The organism is Actinocorallia sp. API 0066, assembly GCF_020991275.1.
GTDB lineage: Bacteria > Actinomycetota > Actinomycetes > Streptosporangiales > Streptosporangiaceae > Actinocorallia.
On record NZ_JAJLQY010000001.1, the window covers coordinates 234,529 to 251,156 of the forward strand.

The following is a 16,628-nucleotide window of genomic DNA, read 5'->3' on the forward strand; positions in this document are numbered from 1 at the left end:
TCTCCTTTCGTCATGACCCGGACGCGACCGGGCGGGCAACTGTTGCATGGGAGAATCGAGGCGTGGGGGACAACAAGACCGGGCACACGGCCCTGCTGGGCGCCGCCGACGTGCGGGAGATCGCCGCGGCGCTCGACGTGCGGCCCACCAAGCAGCTCGGCCAGAACTTCGTGATCGATCCCGGCACCGTCCGGCGGATCGTCCGGGCGGCCGAGGTCGGGCCGGACGACGTGGTCGTCGAGGTGGGCCCCGGCCTGGGGTCGCTGACGCTGGCGCTGCTGCCCGAGGTCGCCGCGGTGACGGCGGTCGAGCTCGATCCGGTGCTGGCCGGGGCGCTGCCGGAGACCGTCAGGGCCAAGGCCCCCGCGCTGGCCGGGCGGCTCACCGTCGTGCACGGCGACGCGATGCGGATCACGGAGCTGCCGGGCCCGCCGCCCACCGCGCTCGTCGCGAACCTGCCGTACAACGTGGCGGTGCCGGTGGTGCTGCACCTGCTGGAGCTGCTGCCGTCGCTGCGCAGGGGCCTGGTGATGGTGCAGGCCGAGGTGGGCGACAGGCTCGCGGCCGCGCCCGGCAGCCGGATCTACGGGGTGCCGTCGGTGAAGGCCGCCTGGTACGCCGAGGCGCGGCGCGCCGGATCGGTCGGCCGTCACGTCTTCTGGCCCGCGCCGAACGTCGACTCCGCGCTCGTCGCCTTCACCCGGCGGGAGCCGCCGCGCACCGACGCGTCGCGCGAGGAGGTGTTCGCGGTGGTGGACGCCGCCTTCGCGCAGCGCCGCAAGACACTGCGCGCGGCGCTCGCCTCGTGGGCGGGCTCGCCCGCGCGGGCCGAGGCGGCGTTGCGGGCCGCGGGGGTTGATCCGACGGCGCGCGGCGAGGCCCTCGACGTCACCGCGTTCGCCAGGATCGCCGAGCACCGGCCGGTTTGATGCGGCGGGCGCGCGCCTTGTAGAACCGTCCGAAGATCCGTCCACCGTCTTGAACCGAGGGCCGCCATGTCCGTCACCGTCCGGGTTCCCGCCAAAGTCAACCTCCAGCTCGGCGTCGGCCCGCTGCGGGACGACGGCTACCACGACCTGGTGAACGTGTTCCACGCCGTGTCGTTGTTCGACGAGGTGACGGTGGCCGAGGGGCCGTTGGCCGTCACGGTCGAGGGGGCGTCGATCGAGGGCGTCCCGGCGGGTCCCGACAACCTGGCCGCGCGCGCGGCCCGGCTGCTCGCCGAGCATCTGGGGGTGCCGCCGGAGGCGTCGATCCACATCCGCAAGGAGATCCCGGTGGCGGGCGGCATGGCGGGCGGCAGCGCCGACGCGGCGGCCGCGCTGCTGGCCTGTGCGGAGCTGTGGAACCCGAAGCTGCCCCGGCAGACCCTCATGGACCTGGGCGCGGAGCTGGGCAGTGACGTGCCGTTCGCGCTGCTCGGCGGGACGGCCGTCGGCGTCGGCAGGGGCGAGGTGCTCACGCCGCTGCCGACCAAGGGCGAGTTCGCGTGGGTGTTCGCGCTGGCCGACGGCGGGCTCTCCACCCCCGCCGTCTACGCGGAATGCGACAGGCTGCGCGCGGCGTTCGAGCAGGAGGCGGTGTGGCCGCACGAGTCGCCGGCGCTGCTGGCGGCGCTGGCCGGGGGCGACGCCAAGGCGCTGGGCGCGGCGCTCAGCAACGATCTGCAGCCCGCCGCGTTGAGCCTCATGCCCGCGCTGCACCGGACGATCACCGCGGGCCGTGACTTCGGCGCGCTCGGCGCGCTGGTCTCCGGCTCGGGTCCGACCTGCGCGTTCCTCGCCGCGGACGCCGAGCACGCCGCCGACCTGGCCGCCGCGCTGGGCGGCGCGGGGGTGGCGCGCGCGGTGGTCCGGGCGGGCGGCCCGGTGCCTGGCGCGACGGTCCTCTGACCGGACGGCCCTAGGGTGGGGCAAGCCAGGCGAAAGACGACGAGTAGGACGAGACGGTCCGCACCACGGACCTGGGGACGATCCGCGTGAATCTGATCAATCTGGAGAACGTCAGCAAGGCCTACGGGCCGAAGCCGCTGCTGGACGGGGTGTCGCTGGGCATCGAGTCCGGCATGCGGATCGGCGTCGTCGGCCGCAACGGCTACGGCAAGTCGACGCTGATGAACATCATGGCGCGGACGGTCGAGGCCGACTCCGGACGCGTCACGCACACCGGCGGCCTGCGCCTGGCGATGCTGGTCCAGCGCGACGAGTTCGGCCCGGACGCGACGGTCCGCTCCGTCGTCATCGGTGACCGGGCCGAGCACGAGTGGGCGGGGGACACGCGGGTCCGCGACATCCTGTCCGGCCTGCTCACCGGGCTCGACCTGGACGCGCCGCTGGCGGGCATGTCGGGCGGGGAGAAGCGGCGGGTGTCGCTGGCCGCGCTGCTCGTCCCCGAGTCCGACGTGATCATGCTGGACGAGCCCACCAACCACCTCGACATCGAGGCGATCACCTGGCTGGCCCGGCACCTGCGGACGCGCCGCGAGGCCCTGGTCCTGGTGACGCACGACCGGTGGTTCCTGGACGAGGTGACCGACCGGACGTGGGAGGTCGTGGACGGCCGGGTCGAACGGTACGAAGGCGGATATTCCGCTTACGTCCTGGCCAAGGCGGAGCGGGCGCGGATCGCCGACGCGACCGAGGCCAAGCGGCAGAACCTCATGCGCAAGGAGCTCGCCTGGCTCCGGCGCGGCCCGCAGGCCCGCACGTCCAAGCCCAAGTTCCGGGTGGACGCCGCGCAGGCCCTCATCGCCGACGTGCCCCCGCTGCGCGACCAGGTCGAGCTGACGAAGTTCGCCACCGCGCGGCTCGGCAAGACCGTCTACGACGTCGAGAACGTCTCCCTGGACATCGCGGGCAATCCGGTCTTCCGGCAGGTGACATGGCGGCTCGGGCCCGGCGACCGGATCGGGCTCGTCGGCGTCAACGGCAGCGGCAAGACGACGCTGCTCAAGCTGCTCGCGGGCACCCGGCAGCCGGACACGGGCCGGGTCGTGCGCGGCAGGACCGTCGCGCTCGCGCACCTCACCCAGGACCTCGCCGACCTCGACCCCACGCGGCGCGTCCTGGAGTCGGTCGAGGAGATCGCGCGGCGGATCACCGTCGGCAAGCGCGAGTGGACGGCCTCGCAGCTGCTGGAGCGGCTCGGATTCCGCGCCGACGCGCAGTGGAAGCAGGTCGGCGACCTCTCCGGCGGCGAGCGGCGCAGGCTCCAGATCCTGCGGCTGCTCATGGGCGAGCCCAACGTCATGCTGCTGGACGAGCCCACCAACGACCTCGACATCGAGACGCTGACCGAGCTTGAGGACATCCTGGACGGCTGGCCCGGCACCCTCGTCGTCGTCAGCCACGACAGGTACTTCCTGGAGCGCGTCACCGACACCGTGCACGGGCTGCTCGGCGACGGGACGGTGCGGATGCTGCCCGGCGGCGTCGAGGAGTACCTTTCGCGGGTCGAGGCGGGCACGGTGTCGGCGATCCGGCAGGCGGCCCCCGAGGCGGCGGCTCCGGCGGCCAGGCCCGCGCAGTCGGCGACCAAGCTCGACTGGAAGACCCAGAAGGAGCTGGACCGGCTGGAACGCCAGCTCGACAAGCTGACCAGGCGGGAGGCCGAGCTGCACGCCCAGATGGCCGAGGCCGCCACCGACCACGCCCGGCTGCTCGACCTGGACGACAAGCTCAAGGCCGTCCTCGCCGAGAAGGACGAGGTCGAGATGGCCTGGCTGGAACTCGCCGAAAGCTGACCCGCACAGGGCTCCCCACCCGACGAGGCCGGATGGACGGCGCTGGAAGCGCGTCGAACCGCACGGACCAGGAGGGAAGGCGCTGTAAACCGACCGTTCGGCTTACCGGTCGAACGGGACGAGCAGGGTCCGCAGGAGGTCGGCGAGCTGCTTCTGCTCGGTCTCGGTGAGCGTGGCGAGCAGCTCGCGCTCCCTGTCGATCAGGTCGGAGAACGCGGCGTCCACCCGGGCCCTGCCGACGTCGGTGAGGCGCACCTGGACACCGCGCTTGTCTGCGGGGTCGGGGTGCCGCTCGACGAGCCCGGCGGCGGTGAGCCTGTCGATCCGGTTCGTCATGGTGCCCGACGTGACGAGCGTGGCGCGCAGCAGTTGGCCGGGGTTCAGCTGGTAGGGCGGCCCGGCCCGGCGCAGCGCCGTCAGCACGTCGAACTCCCACGACTCCATCTCGTGGGCGGCGAACACCGCGCGGCGGGCACGGTCCAGGTGCCGGGAGAGCCGTGACACCCGGCTCAGCACGTGCAGGGGCTGGACGTCGAGTTCGGGGCGCTCGGTCCGCCACGCCGCGACAAGCCGGTCGACCTCGTCCTCCATGGGTGAACCCTACCTGTATCTCGACATCAAGACACAGGGCGATCCCCCGCTGGGTGGGGCGTGGCTCCGGTCACCCGTCCTCGACCGCGTCGAGCGCGTCGAGGAGCCGCTCCAGCCGGGCCGACGCGCTCCGCGTGACGGCCTCCGCCGAGCCCGTCAGGTACCCGGCCTCGACCATCGCCTCGCGCATGGCCTCCTCCATCATGCCCACGGCGAGCCCGAACGGGATCAGCCTCTCCGCACCCGACATGAGCCCTCCCTCCGGGGACACCCGACCCCCTGCCGAACGGCGACGCACCGCGACCGGCCCACCACGCGGCGCGTGCCGGACCGGACGGCCTCATCCTGCCGTCCCGGGGCCCCGTCTGTCAGGCTTGCGGGGAAAATCCCCGCCCACTTCCCTTCCGATCCACCCGCCTTTCCGGCTCTTCTTCCGCCCCGTTCCGGGGTTCCCTTCCGGCCCGGCCTTCCCCAGCTCCACCACCTGCCCGTCGCCTTCTTCGCCGCCACTGGAATTTTTCAGATCCGCCCGCCCGCTTTTGCCCCCGCCGACCCGCGACGGCCTTTCTCCGGCCCGCCCGGCCCGTTTTCCACAGCCCCTCAACCCGTCTTGACTCGAACATAGTATCGTGTCCAACATCACATCGGTACGCGGGTGGGGGCGGAAGGCGGGGGTGGAAGGAGGAAAAGGACATCTTGACGTCGAGACAGTTGTGTTGCGATGATGTGTCTTGATGTCAAGAGATGCCTGGGATCCCGAGCGGTACGGGGCGTTCTCCGCGGAGCGGGGAAGGCCCTTCGCCGAGCTGGCCGCCCGGGTGCGGGTGAAGGACCCGCGCCGGGTGGTGGATCTGGGCTGCGGCGACGGAAGGCTCACCGCGACACTCGCCGAGCGCTGGCCCGCCGCACGGGTGCAGGGCGTCGACTCCTCACCCGCGATGGTCGAGGCGGCCCGGCGTGTCCCCGGCATCGACGTCGTCCTCGCCGATCTCGCCGCCTGGCGGCCCGCCGCCCCGGTCGACGTGATCGTCTCCAACGCGGCGCTGCACTGGGTGCCGGGGCATCTCGACCTGTTCGAGCACTGGGTCGGCGCGCTCAACCCCGGCGGCGTGTTCGCCTTCCAGGTGCCGGGCAACTTCGGCGCGCCCAGCCACACCCTGCTGCGCGCGACGGCCGAGGCCCACGGCGTCGCCCTGGACTGGCCGTCCGTAGCCGAGCCCGCCGCCTACCTGGCCGCCCTGACGGCCCTGGGCTGCGCGGCCGACGTCTGGGAGACGACCTACCTCCAGGTCCTCAAGGGCGACGACGCCGTCCTGGCATGGATGCGCGGAACGGCCCTACGCCCCGTCCTGGCCGCCCTCGAAGACCCCACCGATTTCCTCGCCGACTACCGGACGAGGCTGCGCGGGTCCTACCCGCCAACAGAACACGGAACGGTCTTCCCGTTCCGCAGGATCTTCGCCGTGGCCCGAAGATCCTGATCCGAAACGAGGTGCCGCCCGCAGTGGGAGGAAAGCGGCTCAACATTCCCCTGCGGTGCTGCCGACTCCCGTAGCGGGCGGCACCTACGCAAGGAAGGCGGCCCACCCGGCCGCCCCCCGCCCGGCTCCGTACCAAGAACCGGGACCCAGCCGGCGGCCGCGTGGAAAACCTCCTCGCGGCCCGCCGGTCTTCTTATGCCAGCCCCCTCGCACAGCGCGCGCACAACGCCCCGAAGAAATCGGCCGATCGAAAACCCTCCGAGTGCTCCCGGGCCTGGCGGTCGGGCGCCCCCGGTGTCGCCCCGGAGGCCGCCAGGCCGGAGGGGCGGCGCCGGGCTCGCAAGGCGCCCGGCCGTCAGGCCAATAAAACTGGTGAATACATGTTCACCGTGTGTGTTTGGGATTTTGCCCTCCGGAGTCTTACGGTCCTACGGGACCGTAGGTTACGTTGGCGTAGCAACACTTTCCGGACGAGAGACGTACCTACGTGACCGCTACCTCCTTCGCCAGCGCACCGCTGAGCGACCTTTCCGACAACCGCAACGGGACCAAGCACAAGGTCCTCGTCGCGCTCTTCACCGGAGTGCCGCTCCTCGCGCTGGCGGCGGCGGTGCCGTTCGCCTGGGGCTGGGCCCTGGGCTGGAGCGACATCGTTATCGCCGCGGTGTTCTACTTCCTGTCCGCGGGCGGGATCACCATCGGCTACCACCGGTACTTCACCCACGGTTCGTTCAAGGTCGGCCGCCCGATGCGGGTCTTCCTGGCCGTCTGCGGGTCCCTGGCCGTCGAGGGTCCGGTGCTGAACTGGGTCGCCGACCACCGCAGGCACCACAAGTTCTCCGACAAGGAGGGCGACCCGCACTCGCCGTGGAAGTACGGCGACGGCGCGGTCGCGCTGTTCAAGGGCCTCGTCTGGTCGCACTACGGCTGGCTGTACGCGAACAAGGCGACCAACGTCGACAAGTACGCCAAGGACCTCAAGAACGACCCGGACCTGCGCCGGGTGCACAACTCGTTCGGCCTGATCGTCGCGGGCACGTTCCTGCTCCCGGCCGCGATCGGCGGCCTGGTGACGATGTCCTGGGCCGGGTTCTTCACCGCGCTGTTCTGGGCGGGGCTGGTCCGGGTCAGCCTGGTCCAGCACGTCACGTGGTCGATCAACTCGATCTGCCACACCTTCGGCGACACCCCGTTCGCCTCCCGCGACCAGGCGAGGAACGTCTGGTGGCTGGCGATCCCGTCGCTCGGCGAGTCCTGGCACAACCTGCACCACGCGGACCCGACGGCGGCCCGCCACGGTGTGCTCAAGGGCCAGGTCGACATCAGCGCCCGGACCATCTGGATCTTCGAGAAGCTCGGCCTGGCCTGGGATGTGCGTTGGCCGAGTAGGGAGCGCCTGGACGCCAAACGCGCTTAAGGTCTTGGACCATGAGTGACTCCCGAAGACGGCGCATGTCCGCGAGTGAGCGGCGAGAGCAGTTGCTTGGCGTCGGCCGGGAGCTGTTCGCCGAACGGGGGTTCGACGGGACGTCGGTGGAGGAGATCGCCGCCAAGGCGGGGGTCTCCAAGCCGGTCGTCTACGAGCACTTCGGAGGCAAGGAAGGGCTCTACGCGGTCGTCGTGGACCGCGAGATGGAACGGCTGCTCGCTTCCGTCACCGCCGCCCTGACGACCGAGGCCCCCTACCGGCGCAAGCTCGAACTCGGCGCGATGGCGCTCCTGGAGTACATCGAGGAGAGCAGCGCCGGGTTCCGCATCCTGGTCCGCGACTCGCACGGCACCGGCGCGGGCAGTTACGCCAGCCTGCTGTCGGAGATCGCCAGCGAGGTCGAGTACCTGCTCGGCCGCGAGTTCGACGACCACGGCCTGGACGAGAAGGCCGCCCCGATGTACGCGCAGATGCTCGTCGGGATGATCTCCCTGGCGGGCCAGTGGTGGCTGGACTCGCGCAGGCCGCGCCGTGAGGACGTGGCCGCGCACGTGGTGAACCTCGCCTGGAACGGCCTTTCGCACCTGGAGGCCAAGCCCACCCTTGATCCGCGCCGCCGTGCCAAGGAGCGGGAGCGGGCCGAGCGCCGTCAGGAGAAGGACAGGGCCAGGGCCGAGAAGGCGTTGGAGCGGGCGCGCCGCAGGGCGGCCAGGGAGGCCGCCGTAGAGGTCTGAGCCGCCGCCGGGCATGATGGTCCGGTGGCGGAGCGGCGTAAGCGGATGACGGGCAAGGAGCGGCGGGAGCAGCTCGTCGAGATCGGCCGCGCGCTGTTCGCGGAGCGGGGTTTCGACGGGACGGCGGTGGAGGAGATCGCCGCCAAGGCCGGGGTGTCCAAGCCCGTCGTCTACGAGCACTTCGGCGGCAAGGAGGGCCTGTACGCGGTCGTGGTCGACCGCGAGATGGCCCGGCTGCTGAGCATGGTCACCCAGGGCATGGCCGACGGCCTGCACTACCGGGGCAAGCTGGAGGGCGCCGCCCTGGCGCTGCTGGAGTACATCGAGGAGAGCACGGACGGCTTCCGCATCCTCGTCCGCGACTCGCACGCCGCGTCCGGGACGGGCACCTTCGCCAGCCTGATCAGCGACATCGCCACCCACGTGGAGTACCTGCTCGTCGAGGAGTTCGAGCGGCACGGCCGGGACGGCCGCCTCGCCCCCATGTACGCGCAGATGCTCGTCGGCATGGTCGCGATGACGGGCCAGTGGTGGCTTGAGGTCCGCAAGCCGCGCCGTGAGGAGGTCGCCGCCCACCTCGTGAACCTCGCCTGGAACGGTCTCTCGCGCCTGGAGCCCGCCCCAAGGCTGCGGCCCCGCTCCCGCAAGACCAAGTAACGGGGTGAGGGTCAAGGGCCCGGAACGGTATCGTTGCCTTGGTCGCGGGTTCGCGACGGTCCGGCGTGGTGTAATCGGCAGCACTAGGGTTTTTGGTGCCCTCTGTTCAGGTTCGAGTCCTGGCGCCGGAGCCGGGGTTCTGGGTGCCCGGTGGGGCCGCCGGTGCAGGCGGCCCTCTGACCGGGCGGTACTCTTTGTTCATGTCAGGTGGGTTACGCCCCGGCGAAGTTCTGCCGCCGCCTCGCCCGCCCAGTCGCACCAGTCCCATCCGCGAAGCCCAGGAGCCACTTAGTGAGCCCGGCCGCAGTCATCGTCCTCGCCGCGGGTGAGGGCACCCGCATGAGATCCCGTACCTCCAAGGTCCTGCACGAGCTGGGCGGCAGGAGCATGCTCGGGCATGTCCTGGCCGCCGCCGACACGCTGGCGCCCGACCGGACGCTCGTTGTCGTCGGGCACCGGCGCGAGCAGGTGATCGCCCATCTCGCGGAGATCCACCCCGCCGCCGTCCCCGTCGTGCAGGAGCGCCAGGGGGGCACCGGGCACGCCGTGCGCACCGCCCTGGAGGCCGCGGGCGCGCTCGACGGCACCGTCGTCGTCACCAACGGCGACCACCCGCTGATCACCGGCGAGACGCTGCGCGACCTCGTGGGGCAGCACGAGCGCGACGGCAACGCTGTGACAGTGCTCACCACCGACGTGCCCGAGCCGACGGGCTACGGCCGGATCCTGCGCGGCTCGGACGGCGCCGTCACCGGCATCGTCGAGCACAAGGACGCCACCGAAGAGCAGCGCGCGATCACCGAGATCAACGTCGGCATGTACGCGTTCGACGGGGCGCTGCTCGCGGGCGCGCTGAAGCGGTTGACCACCGACAACGCGGGGGGTGAGGAGTATCTCACCGACGCCCTCGCCATCCTGCGCGGCGACGGGCACCGCGCGGGCGCGTCCAAGGTCGCCGACTGGGTCGAGACCCTGGGCGTCAACGACCGCGTCCAGCTCGCCGAGGCCCGCCGCCTCCTCAACGACCGGATCCTGACGCGCCTCATGCGCGCGGGCGTCACGGTCGTCGATCCGGCGACCGCCTGGGTGGACGTGCAGGTGCGCGTCGAGGCGGACGCCACCCTGCATCAGAACGTCAGGTTGCACGGGAGTACGGTGGTCGCCGCGGGCGCGCAGGTCGGCCCGGACACCACCCTCACCGACACCGTCGTCGGCGAGGACGCGCGGGTGCTCAACTCCGTGGCGGTCGGGGCCGAGATCGGTCCCGAGGCGACGGTCGGGCCCTTCGCCTATCTGCGTCCGGACGCCAGGCTCGCCCGCAAGGCCAAGGCCGGCGCCTACGTGGAGATCAAGAACTCCGAGGTGGGCGAGGGGTCGAAGGTGCCGCACCTGACTTACGTCGGGGACGCGACCATCGGCGCCGGGTCCAACATCGGGGCGGGCTGCGTCTTCGTCAACTACGACGGCGTCGCCAAGCACCGCACCGTCGTGGGCGACCACGTCCGCGTCGGCAGCGACAACATGCTCGTCGCCCCCGTCACCATCGGGGACGGCAGCTACACAGCGGCCGGATCAGTGATCATCAAGGATGTACCGCCCGGGGCGATGGCCGTGGCCCGCGGGCAGCAGCGCAACGTTGAGGGCTGGGTCGAGCGCAAGCGCGCCGGTACCGCCGCCGCCGACGCGGCGAAACGAGCGCGTGAGAACAACACCCAGGAGGGGGACAAGTGAGCGGGATCAAAACCCAGGGCGAGAAGAAGCTGATGCTCTTCTCCGGCCGTGCCTATCCGGAGCTCGCCAAAGAGGTCGCCGACAACCTCGACTGCGAGCTCGTGCCAACTGCCGCGTACGACTTCGCCAACGGCGAGACGTTCGTCCGGTTCCTGGAGTCGGTCCGGGGCAGCGACGCCTTTGTGATCCAGAGCCACATGGCTCCGATCAACCAGTGGATCATGGAACAGCTGATCATGGTGGACGCGCTCAAGCGGGCCAGCGCCCAGCGCATCACCGTGGTCGCGCCGTTCTTCGGCTACGCCCGTCAGGACAAGAAGCACCGCGGCCGCGAGCCCATCTCCGCGCGCCTCATGGCCGACCTGTTCAAGACCGCCGGCGCCGACCGGCTCATCACCGTCGACCTGCACACCGCGCAGATCCAGGGCTTCTTCGACGGCCCCGTGGACCACCTGTTCGCGCTGGAGATCCTCGCCGACCACGTCGCGAGCACCCTCGACACCTCCCAGGTGACGGTCGTCGCCCCCGACGCGGGCCGGGTCCGCGTCGCGGAGCGCTGGACCGACCGCCTGGGCTGCCCGCTGGCCATCATCCACAAGCGGCGCGACCCGCTGGTCGCCAACGAGGTCAAGGTCTTTGAGGTCGTCGGCCAGGTCGAGGGCCGCACCTGCGTCATCGTCGACGACATGATCGACACCGGTGGCACCATCGTGAAGGCCGCCGAGGCCCTCTTCGAGCAGGGCGCCGCCCGCGTCGTCGTCACCGCGACCCACGGCGTCCTCTCCGGCCCCGCCGTGGACCGCCTGAAGAACTCCCGGATCTCCGAGGTGGTGCTCTGCAACACCCTCCCGATCCCGGCCGAGAAGCAGTTCGACAAACTCACCGTCCTCTCGATCGCCCCACTCCTCGCCAGCGCGATCAACGAGGTCTTCCACGACGGCTCCGTAACGTCCCTCTTCGACGGCGAAGCCTAAAAACACCCGAACCACCAACGTTCCAAACAAACCCAGCAGCCCTACGGATTGCCGGGCCCATCCGCATGGGCCCAGCAGCCCCAGCAGTCCCTACGGATCGCCGGGCCCGTGTGGAACACCCCGGTGGTGGAGCCTCCCGCCCAGGGGGTCGGGCGCTCCCGGTGCTGCCCCGTAGGCCCCCCGGGCCGGAGGGGCAGCGCCGGGCTCGCAAAGCGCCCGGCCCCCTGGGCCAATAAGCACAGCCCGGCCCCCTGGGCCAATAAGCACAGCGCCCGGCCCCTTGGGCCAAACAAACACTGCTAGAATCGTCAGACCGTGTGCGCCTCCGCTAGCGCGGCATGCCCGAGATGGGCGCCTGTGCCGGAGATGCGCCGAGACGCCCTACGGAAGGGCTGAGGTCTTAGCCAGCGTCAGACTTACGAGTTTCCTTCAAGGAGTTCCGCCGTGTCCGAGGTACGCATCGCCGCCGAGCCGCGCTCCGAGTTCGGTAAGGGTGCCGCCCGGCGCACCCGTCGCGCCGGGAAGGTGCCGGCCGTTCTGTACGGGCACGGCACGGACCCGCAGCACATCACGCTTCCGGGTCACGAGCTGATGCTCGCCCTGAAGACCCCGAACGTGCTGCTGCGCGTGTCGGGCCTGTCCGGTGGCGAGGAGCTCGCGCTGCCGAAGGACGTGCAGCGCGACCCGCTGAAGGGGTTCCTGGAGCACGTCGACCTGCTGCTGGTGAAGCGCGGCGAGAAGGTCACGGTGGACGTCCCGGTCGTCACGGTCGGGGACGTGCCGGCGGGCGGCCAGCTCGCGCAGGAGCTCACGGTCGTGTCGCTGGAGGCCGAGGCCACGCACATCCCGACCGAGATCACGGTGGACCTGGGCAAGCTGAGCGAGGGTTCGACCGTTCTGGTCAAGGACCTGTCGTTGCCGCGCGGCGTGACGGTCGCGGGCGGCGAGGACGCGCTGGTGCTGCAGATCACCGGCGTCAAGGAGAACCAGGTCGCGGCTCCCGAGGGTGAGGCCGGGGAGCCCGCTGAGGGCGCCGCCGAGGCCCCGTCCGCCGAGTAGGGCCGACGAGTACGACTCCGGGGGCCCCGGAACGCCTCAGCGCGTTCCGGGGCCCTTGTGGTGTCCGGAGGGGGGCGGGATGGCCTTCTGGAGGAGGAGCACGGTGGGTGAGGACGTCTGGTTGGTGGTCGGTCTGGGCAATCCTGGGCCGAAGTACGAGGCGACGCGGCACAACGCGGGTGTGATGGTCGTGGATCTGCTGGCCGGTCGGGTGGGCGGGCGGTTCAAGGCGCACCGGTCGCGCTGTGACGTGGTGGAGGGCCGTCTTTCCGGGGTGCGGGCGGTGTTGGCGAAGCCGCGGTCTTACATGAACGAGTCGGGTGGCCCGGTGAAGGCGTTGCGCGACTTCTACAAGGTGCCGGACGAGCGGGTTCTGGTCGTCCATGACGAGCTGGATATCGATTTCGGGTCGGTCCGCTTGAAACGGGGTGGTGGTGACAATGGTCACAATGGCTTGCGTTCGGTGACGAGGTCGTTGGGTTCGAAGGAGTACCTGCGGTTGCGCTTCGGAGTCGGCCGTCCGCCGGGCCGGATGGACGCGGCGGCGTTCGTCCTGAAGGAGTTCTCCGTGGCGGAGCGGAGAGAACTCCCCTACTTCCTGGACAGGGCCGGCGACGCGGCGGAGGCGGTGTTGACGTCGGGTCTGGAGGCGGCGCAGAACACCTATCACGCTCCGTGATCGGCTTGGCCGTTCTTGGCCTCGTCGCGGAGGAGAGCGGCACGTGAGCGGCCCGTGGCAATGCCCGTGAAATATTACGAATTGTTACATGATTGACAGGGCGCTCGCTGATATGGTCCCTGGACCTTGCTGCACCTGGGGTGCTCAGGGGGAGACGGGGGCCGGTGCCGGAGTCCGGAGGCTCGTTCACGCGCCATTCACAATTCCCCCGAAACCCGCCCTAACAGGTGAACGGCAGCCTAAGCGAAGCTGTCTCACGGAGGAGTGCGCGGTGAACGGGCTCGACTCTGACCATACGCCGCGGCCCGGGCAAGCCGCGCGCGTGGTCTCGATGGGCGCGGTCGGGCCGGGGTCCGGCCACGGCCGGGACGGCGACTGGACGACGGGTTACGTCGCCACCGCCGTGGTGTGCGACTTCCTCGTGGTGTCCGCGGGCACGCTGCTCGGGTTCTTCCTGCGGTTCCCGGGCACGCCGCACGAGAACTCGATGCCCTACGTCGTCCTGTCGGTCGCGCTGCCGTTCCTGTGGGTGGGCGTGCTGGCGTTCGTCGGGGCCTACGACAGGGGCGTCTTCGGGGAGGGTTCGGAGGAGTACCGGCGGGTGTTCCGCGCCGGGTTCGTCCTGGTCGCCTCGATCGCGATCGGCGCGTACGCGCTGAAGATGGACGTCGCGCGCGGCTATGTGATCACCGCGCTGCCGCTGGCGACGCTGCTGGACTTCCTGTGCCGCTACCTGCTGCGCAAGGGACTGCACCGGATGCGCGCGCGCGGCAGATGCATGCGTACCGCCGTCGTCGTCGGGCATGCGCCCGCCTCGCGTGAGCTGGTGCGCCAGTTGCGCCGCGAGCCCTACCACGGGCTCGACGTGGTCGCCGTCTGCCTGCCGCACGGCCCGCTGGAGCACGAGGAGCTGGACGGGGTCCCGGTGCTCGGCGACTTCGCGCAGGCCAACGACGTCGTCAAGCTGACCGGCGCCAGGACGGTCGCGGTGCTGGCGTGCCCGGAGATGGACGCCGTCGCGCTGCGCCGCCTCGCCTGGAAGCTGGAGTCCGACGACGTCGAACTGTGCGTCGCGCCCGCCCTGATGGACGTCGCGGGCCCCAGGATCAGCATCCGGCCCGTCGCGGGGCTGCCGCTGCTGCACGTGGAGCACCCGGAGCTGAGCGGCACCCGCCGCACGTTCAAGAGCCTGTTCGACCGGACGGTGGCGCTGCTCCTGCTGGCCGTCGCGGCCCCGGTGATGCTCGCGATCGCCGGGTGCGTCGGCGCGACGAGCCGGGGCCCGGTGTTCTTCCGCCAGGTCAGGGTCGGCAAGGACGGTAGGACGTTCGTCGTCTACAAGTTCCGCACGATGGTCGCGGAGGCTGAGCGGCTGCGTCCGGCGCTGGTGAGCGAGGGCGACGGCCTCCTGTTCAAGATCCGGCGCGACCCCCGGATCACCCCGGTCGGGTCGTGGCTGCGCAAGTACTCCCTGGACGAGCTCCCGCAGCTCCTCAACGTGCTCAAGGGCGACATGTCGCTCGTCGGGCCGAGGCCGCCGCTGCCCGAGGAGGTGCGCAGCTTCCCCGCCGACGTCAGGCGCAGGCTCGCCGTCAAGCCCGGAATGACGGGCCTGTGGCAGGTGAGCGGAAGGTCCGACCTTTCGTGGGAGGATTCGGTCAGGCTGGATCTCCGTTATGTGGAGAACTGGACCCTCGCGATGGACCTCCAGATCATCTGGCGCACCGTCGCCACGGTCGTCAGGGGTGACGGCGCTTACTGAGATTTTTTTCCGGCCGGGGGTTCCGTATTCCCGGCAACAAGATCAACTATGTGGGGATACCCTGGTCCGATGACGGTTGATGACCACGACGTTGCCGAAGATCTCGCGACGCGCGCGGGCGCTGTCCTGCTCGCGCTGCGCGCGGCGAAGGGGTTCGCCGACGGCCCCGCCCTGAAGAAGGCGGGCGACCTCGGCTCGCACGAGTTCCTCATGGCCGAGCTCGCCGGAGTCCGTCCCGAGGACGCGGTGCTCAGCGAGGAGGGCAAGGACGACCTCGCCCGGCTGGAGGCCGAGCGCGTCTGGATCGTGGACCCGCTCGACGGCACCCGTGAGTACAGCGAGGAGGGGCGCGACGACTGGGCCGTCCACGTCGCGCTGTACGCCAGGGGCGCCCTCGCCGCCGGAGCCGTCGCGCTGCCCGCCCAGGGCCGCACCCTGTCGACCAAGCCGGGCGCGCCGCTACTGGCGGAGATGAGCGCCCGTTTTGCCGCCCCGCCGCAGGACATTCTGGACAAGAAGGCGCCTGTCCGGATCGTGGTGTCCCGGACCCGTCCGCCCCAGATCGTGGAGACCCTCCGGGAGTACCTGCACGCCCGCGGCCTCACCACCGAACTCGTCCCCATGGGCTCGGCCGGCGCGAAGATCGCCGCGGTGCTGCTCGGTGACGCCGACGTCTACGTGCACGCCGGCGGACAGTATGAGTGGGACAACGCCGCGCCCGCCGCCGTCGCGCTCGCCGCCGGGGCGCACGCCAGCCGGATCGACGGCAGTGACCTGCGCTACAACGCGGAGGACCCGTACTTGCCGGATATCCTGGTGTGCCACCCCGCCCTCTCCGATTTGATCTTGGCTGGAGTTCGCTGACATGCAATACCTGATGTCCCAGCTGGACGTCCTCGAAGCCGAGTCGATCCACATCATCCGGGAGGTGGCCGCGGAGTTCGAGCGCCCGGTGCTGCTGTTCTCGGGTGGTAAGGACAGCATCGTGATGCTGCGGCTCGCCGAGAAGGCGTTCGCGCCCGCGCCGATCCCCTTCCCCGTCATGCACGTGGACACCGGCCACAACTTCGACGAGGTCATCGCCTACCGGGACAGGCGCGTCGAGGAGCTGGGCCTGCGGCTGATCGTCGCCTCCGTCCAGGACGCCATCGACAAGGGCCTGGTCGTCGAGCAGAAGGGCCGCCGCGCCTCGCGCAACCAGCTCCAGACGGTGCCGCTGCTGACGGCCATCGAGGAGCACGAGTTCACCGCCGCGTTCGGCGGCGCCCGCCGCGACGAGGAGAAGGCCCGCGCCAAGGAGCGCGTCGTGTCCTTCCGCGACGAGTTCGGCCAGTGGGACCCGAAGAACCAGCGCCCCGAGCTGTGGAACCTGTACAACACCAAGATCCACCGGGGTGAGCACGTCCGGGTCTTCCCGCTGTCCAACTGGACGGAGCTCGACATCTGGGACTACATCCGGCGTGAGGGCATCGAGCTCCCGTCGATCTACTTCGCGCACACCCGCATGGTGTTCGAGCGTGACGGCATGCTGCTCGCCGACCTGCCGCCCGCCAACCGCGCCGAGGACGAGCCCGCGTTCGAGGCGATGGTCCGCTACCGCACGGTCGGCGACATCTCCTGCACCGGCGCCGTGAAGTCCGCCGCCGTCGGCCTGGACGAGGTGATCGAGGAGATCGCCGCCACCCGCGTCACCGAGCGCGGCCAGACCCGCGCCGACGACCGCGCCTCCGAGGCAGCGATGGAAGACCGCAAGAAGGAAGGCTACTTCTAATGGCCGCCGCTCCCACCC

At 70.8% G+C, this 16,628-nt stretch carries 15 protein-coding genes, 1 tRNA gene and 3 pseudogenes; 17 read left to right on the forward strand and 2 right to left on the reverse strand.

The annotated features are described in order from the left end of the window. The first annotated feature begins 62 nt into the window (after window positions 1-62). The 5 genes and pseudogenes from rsmA to LO762_RS33825 form a co-directional block, all read left to right on the forward strand. The gene (gene rsmA, locus LO762_RS01050; RefSeq protein ID WP_230611582.1) at window positions 63-929 is read left to right on the forward strand and encodes a 16S rRNA (adenine(1518)-N(6)/adenine(1519)-N(6))-dimethyltransferase RsmA; all 867 of its coding nucleotides are present in this window, start codon (window positions 63-65) and stop codon (window positions 927-929) included. Between the two features lie 66 nt (window positions 930-995). Next, window positions 996-1,892: a 4-(cytidine 5'-diphospho)-2-C-methyl-D-erythritol kinase gene (locus tag LO762_RS01055; RefSeq protein ID WP_230611584.1), complete on the forward strand. Its 897-nt coding sequence runs from the start codon at window positions 996-998 to the stop codon at window positions 1,890-1,892. Window positions 1,893-2,065: 173 nt separating this feature from the next. After that, a pseudogene (locus LO762_RS33815) lies at window positions 2,066-2,659 on the forward strand (ATP-binding cassette domain-containing protein); the annotation flags it as partial. 240 nt (window positions 2,660-2,899) lie between these two features. Then, window positions 2,900-3,211 (forward strand): annotated as a pseudogene (locus tag LO762_RS33820) (ATP-binding cassette domain-containing protein); the annotation flags it as partial. 336 nt (window positions 3,212-3,547) lie between these two features. Then, window positions 3,548-3,742: pseudogene (locus tag LO762_RS33825) on the forward strand (ABC transporter ATP-binding protein); the annotation flags it as partial. A 102-nt stretch (window positions 3,743-3,844) separates the two neighbouring features. On the opposite strand, the gene LO762_RS01065 reads toward LO762_RS33825, so the two are convergent. Together LO762_RS01065 and LO762_RS01070 are read right to left on the reverse strand one after the other, a co-directional pair. Continuing rightward, window positions 3,845-4,333, reverse strand: a complete 489-nt coding sequence (locus LO762_RS01065; protein ID WP_230611589.1) for a MarR family winged helix-turn-helix transcriptional regulator — start codon at window positions 4,331-4,333, stop codon at window positions 3,845-3,847. A gap of 70 nt (window positions 4,334-4,403) precedes the next feature. Next, window positions 4,404-4,583, reverse strand: a complete 180-nt coding sequence (locus tag LO762_RS01070; RefSeq protein WP_230611590.1) for a hypothetical protein — start codon at window positions 4,581-4,583, stop codon at window positions 4,404-4,406. A gap of 484 nt (window positions 4,584-5,067) precedes the next feature. Here LO762_RS01070 and LO762_RS01075 point away from each other — a divergent pair, with 484 nt between their 5' ends. The 12 genes from LO762_RS01075 to cysD all read left to right on the forward strand — a co-directional run bounded on the left by LO762_RS01075 (window position 5,068) and on the right by cysD (window position 16,610). Then, entirely contained in the window at window positions 5,068-5,814 is a 747-nt protein-coding gene (locus LO762_RS01075) for a methyltransferase domain-containing protein (protein WP_230611592.1), read from the forward strand. Window positions 5,815-6,301: 487 nt separating this feature from the next. Continuing rightward, entirely contained in the window at window positions 6,302-7,231 is a 930-nt protein-coding gene (locus LO762_RS01080; protein ID WP_230611594.1) for an acyl-CoA desaturase, read from the forward strand. A gap of 35 nt (window positions 7,232-7,266) precedes the next feature. Continuing rightward, a complete protein-coding gene (locus LO762_RS01085; RefSeq protein ID WP_230611595.1) occupies window positions 7,267-7,977 on the forward strand; it encodes a TetR/AcrR family transcriptional regulator in 711 nt (236 codons plus the stop codon). Window positions 7,978-8,022: 45 nt separating this feature from the next. Further along, the gene (locus LO762_RS01090; RefSeq protein WP_230612801.1) at window positions 8,023-8,634 is read left to right on the forward strand and encodes a TetR/AcrR family transcriptional regulator; all 612 of its coding nucleotides are present in this window, start codon (window positions 8,023-8,025) and stop codon (window positions 8,632-8,634) included. A 59-nt stretch (window positions 8,635-8,693) separates the two neighbouring features. Further along, window positions 8,694-8,765 (forward strand) — tRNA-Gln (locus tag LO762_RS01095). A gap of 160 nt (window positions 8,766-8,925) precedes the next feature. After that, window positions 8,926-10,365, forward strand: coding sequence for a bifunctional UDP-N-acetylglucosamine diphosphorylase/glucosamine-1-phosphate N-acetyltransferase GlmU (glmU, locus tag LO762_RS01100; protein ID WP_308103168.1), 1,440 nt, complete (start codon window positions 8,926-8,928; stop codon window positions 10,363-10,365). Continuing rightward, entirely contained in the window at window positions 10,362-11,339 is a 978-nt protein-coding gene (locus LO762_RS01105; protein ID WP_308103169.1) for a ribose-phosphate diphosphokinase, read from the forward strand. The genes glmU and LO762_RS01105 overlap by 4 nt, the downstream gene beginning before the upstream one ends. Window positions 11,340-11,783: 444 nt before the next feature. Continuing rightward, a complete protein-coding gene (locus LO762_RS01110) occupies window positions 11,784-12,398 on the forward strand; it encodes a 50S ribosomal protein L25/general stress protein Ctc (protein WP_230611597.1) in 615 nt (204 codons plus the stop codon). Window positions 12,399-12,477: 79 nt separating this feature from the next. Beyond that, complete coding sequence (gene pth, locus LO762_RS01115) at window positions 12,478-13,077, forward strand: aminoacyl-tRNA hydrolase (RefSeq protein ID WP_230611599.1); 600 nt, start codon at window positions 12,478-12,480, stop codon at window positions 13,075-13,077. Between the two features lie 271 nt (window positions 13,078-13,348). Beyond that, a complete protein-coding gene (locus LO762_RS01120) occupies window positions 13,349-14,839 on the forward strand; it encodes a sugar transferase (protein ID WP_230611601.1) in 1,491 nt (496 codons plus the stop codon). Between the two features lie 69 nt (window positions 14,840-14,908). Further along, window positions 14,909-15,703: an inositol monophosphatase family protein gene (locus tag LO762_RS01125; protein WP_230611603.1), complete on the forward strand. Its 795-nt coding sequence runs from the start codon at window positions 14,909-14,911 to the stop codon at window positions 15,701-15,703. Window position 15,704: 1 nt separating this feature from the next. Further along, window positions 15,705-16,610 carry a sulfate adenylyltransferase subunit CysD gene (gene cysD / locus LO762_RS01130; protein WP_230611605.1) on the forward strand — a complete coding sequence of 302 codons (906 nt, stop codon included), beginning with the start codon at window positions 15,705-15,707 and terminating at the stop codon, window positions 16,608-16,610. The last annotated feature ends 18 nt before the right edge of the window (window positions 16,611-16,628 follow it).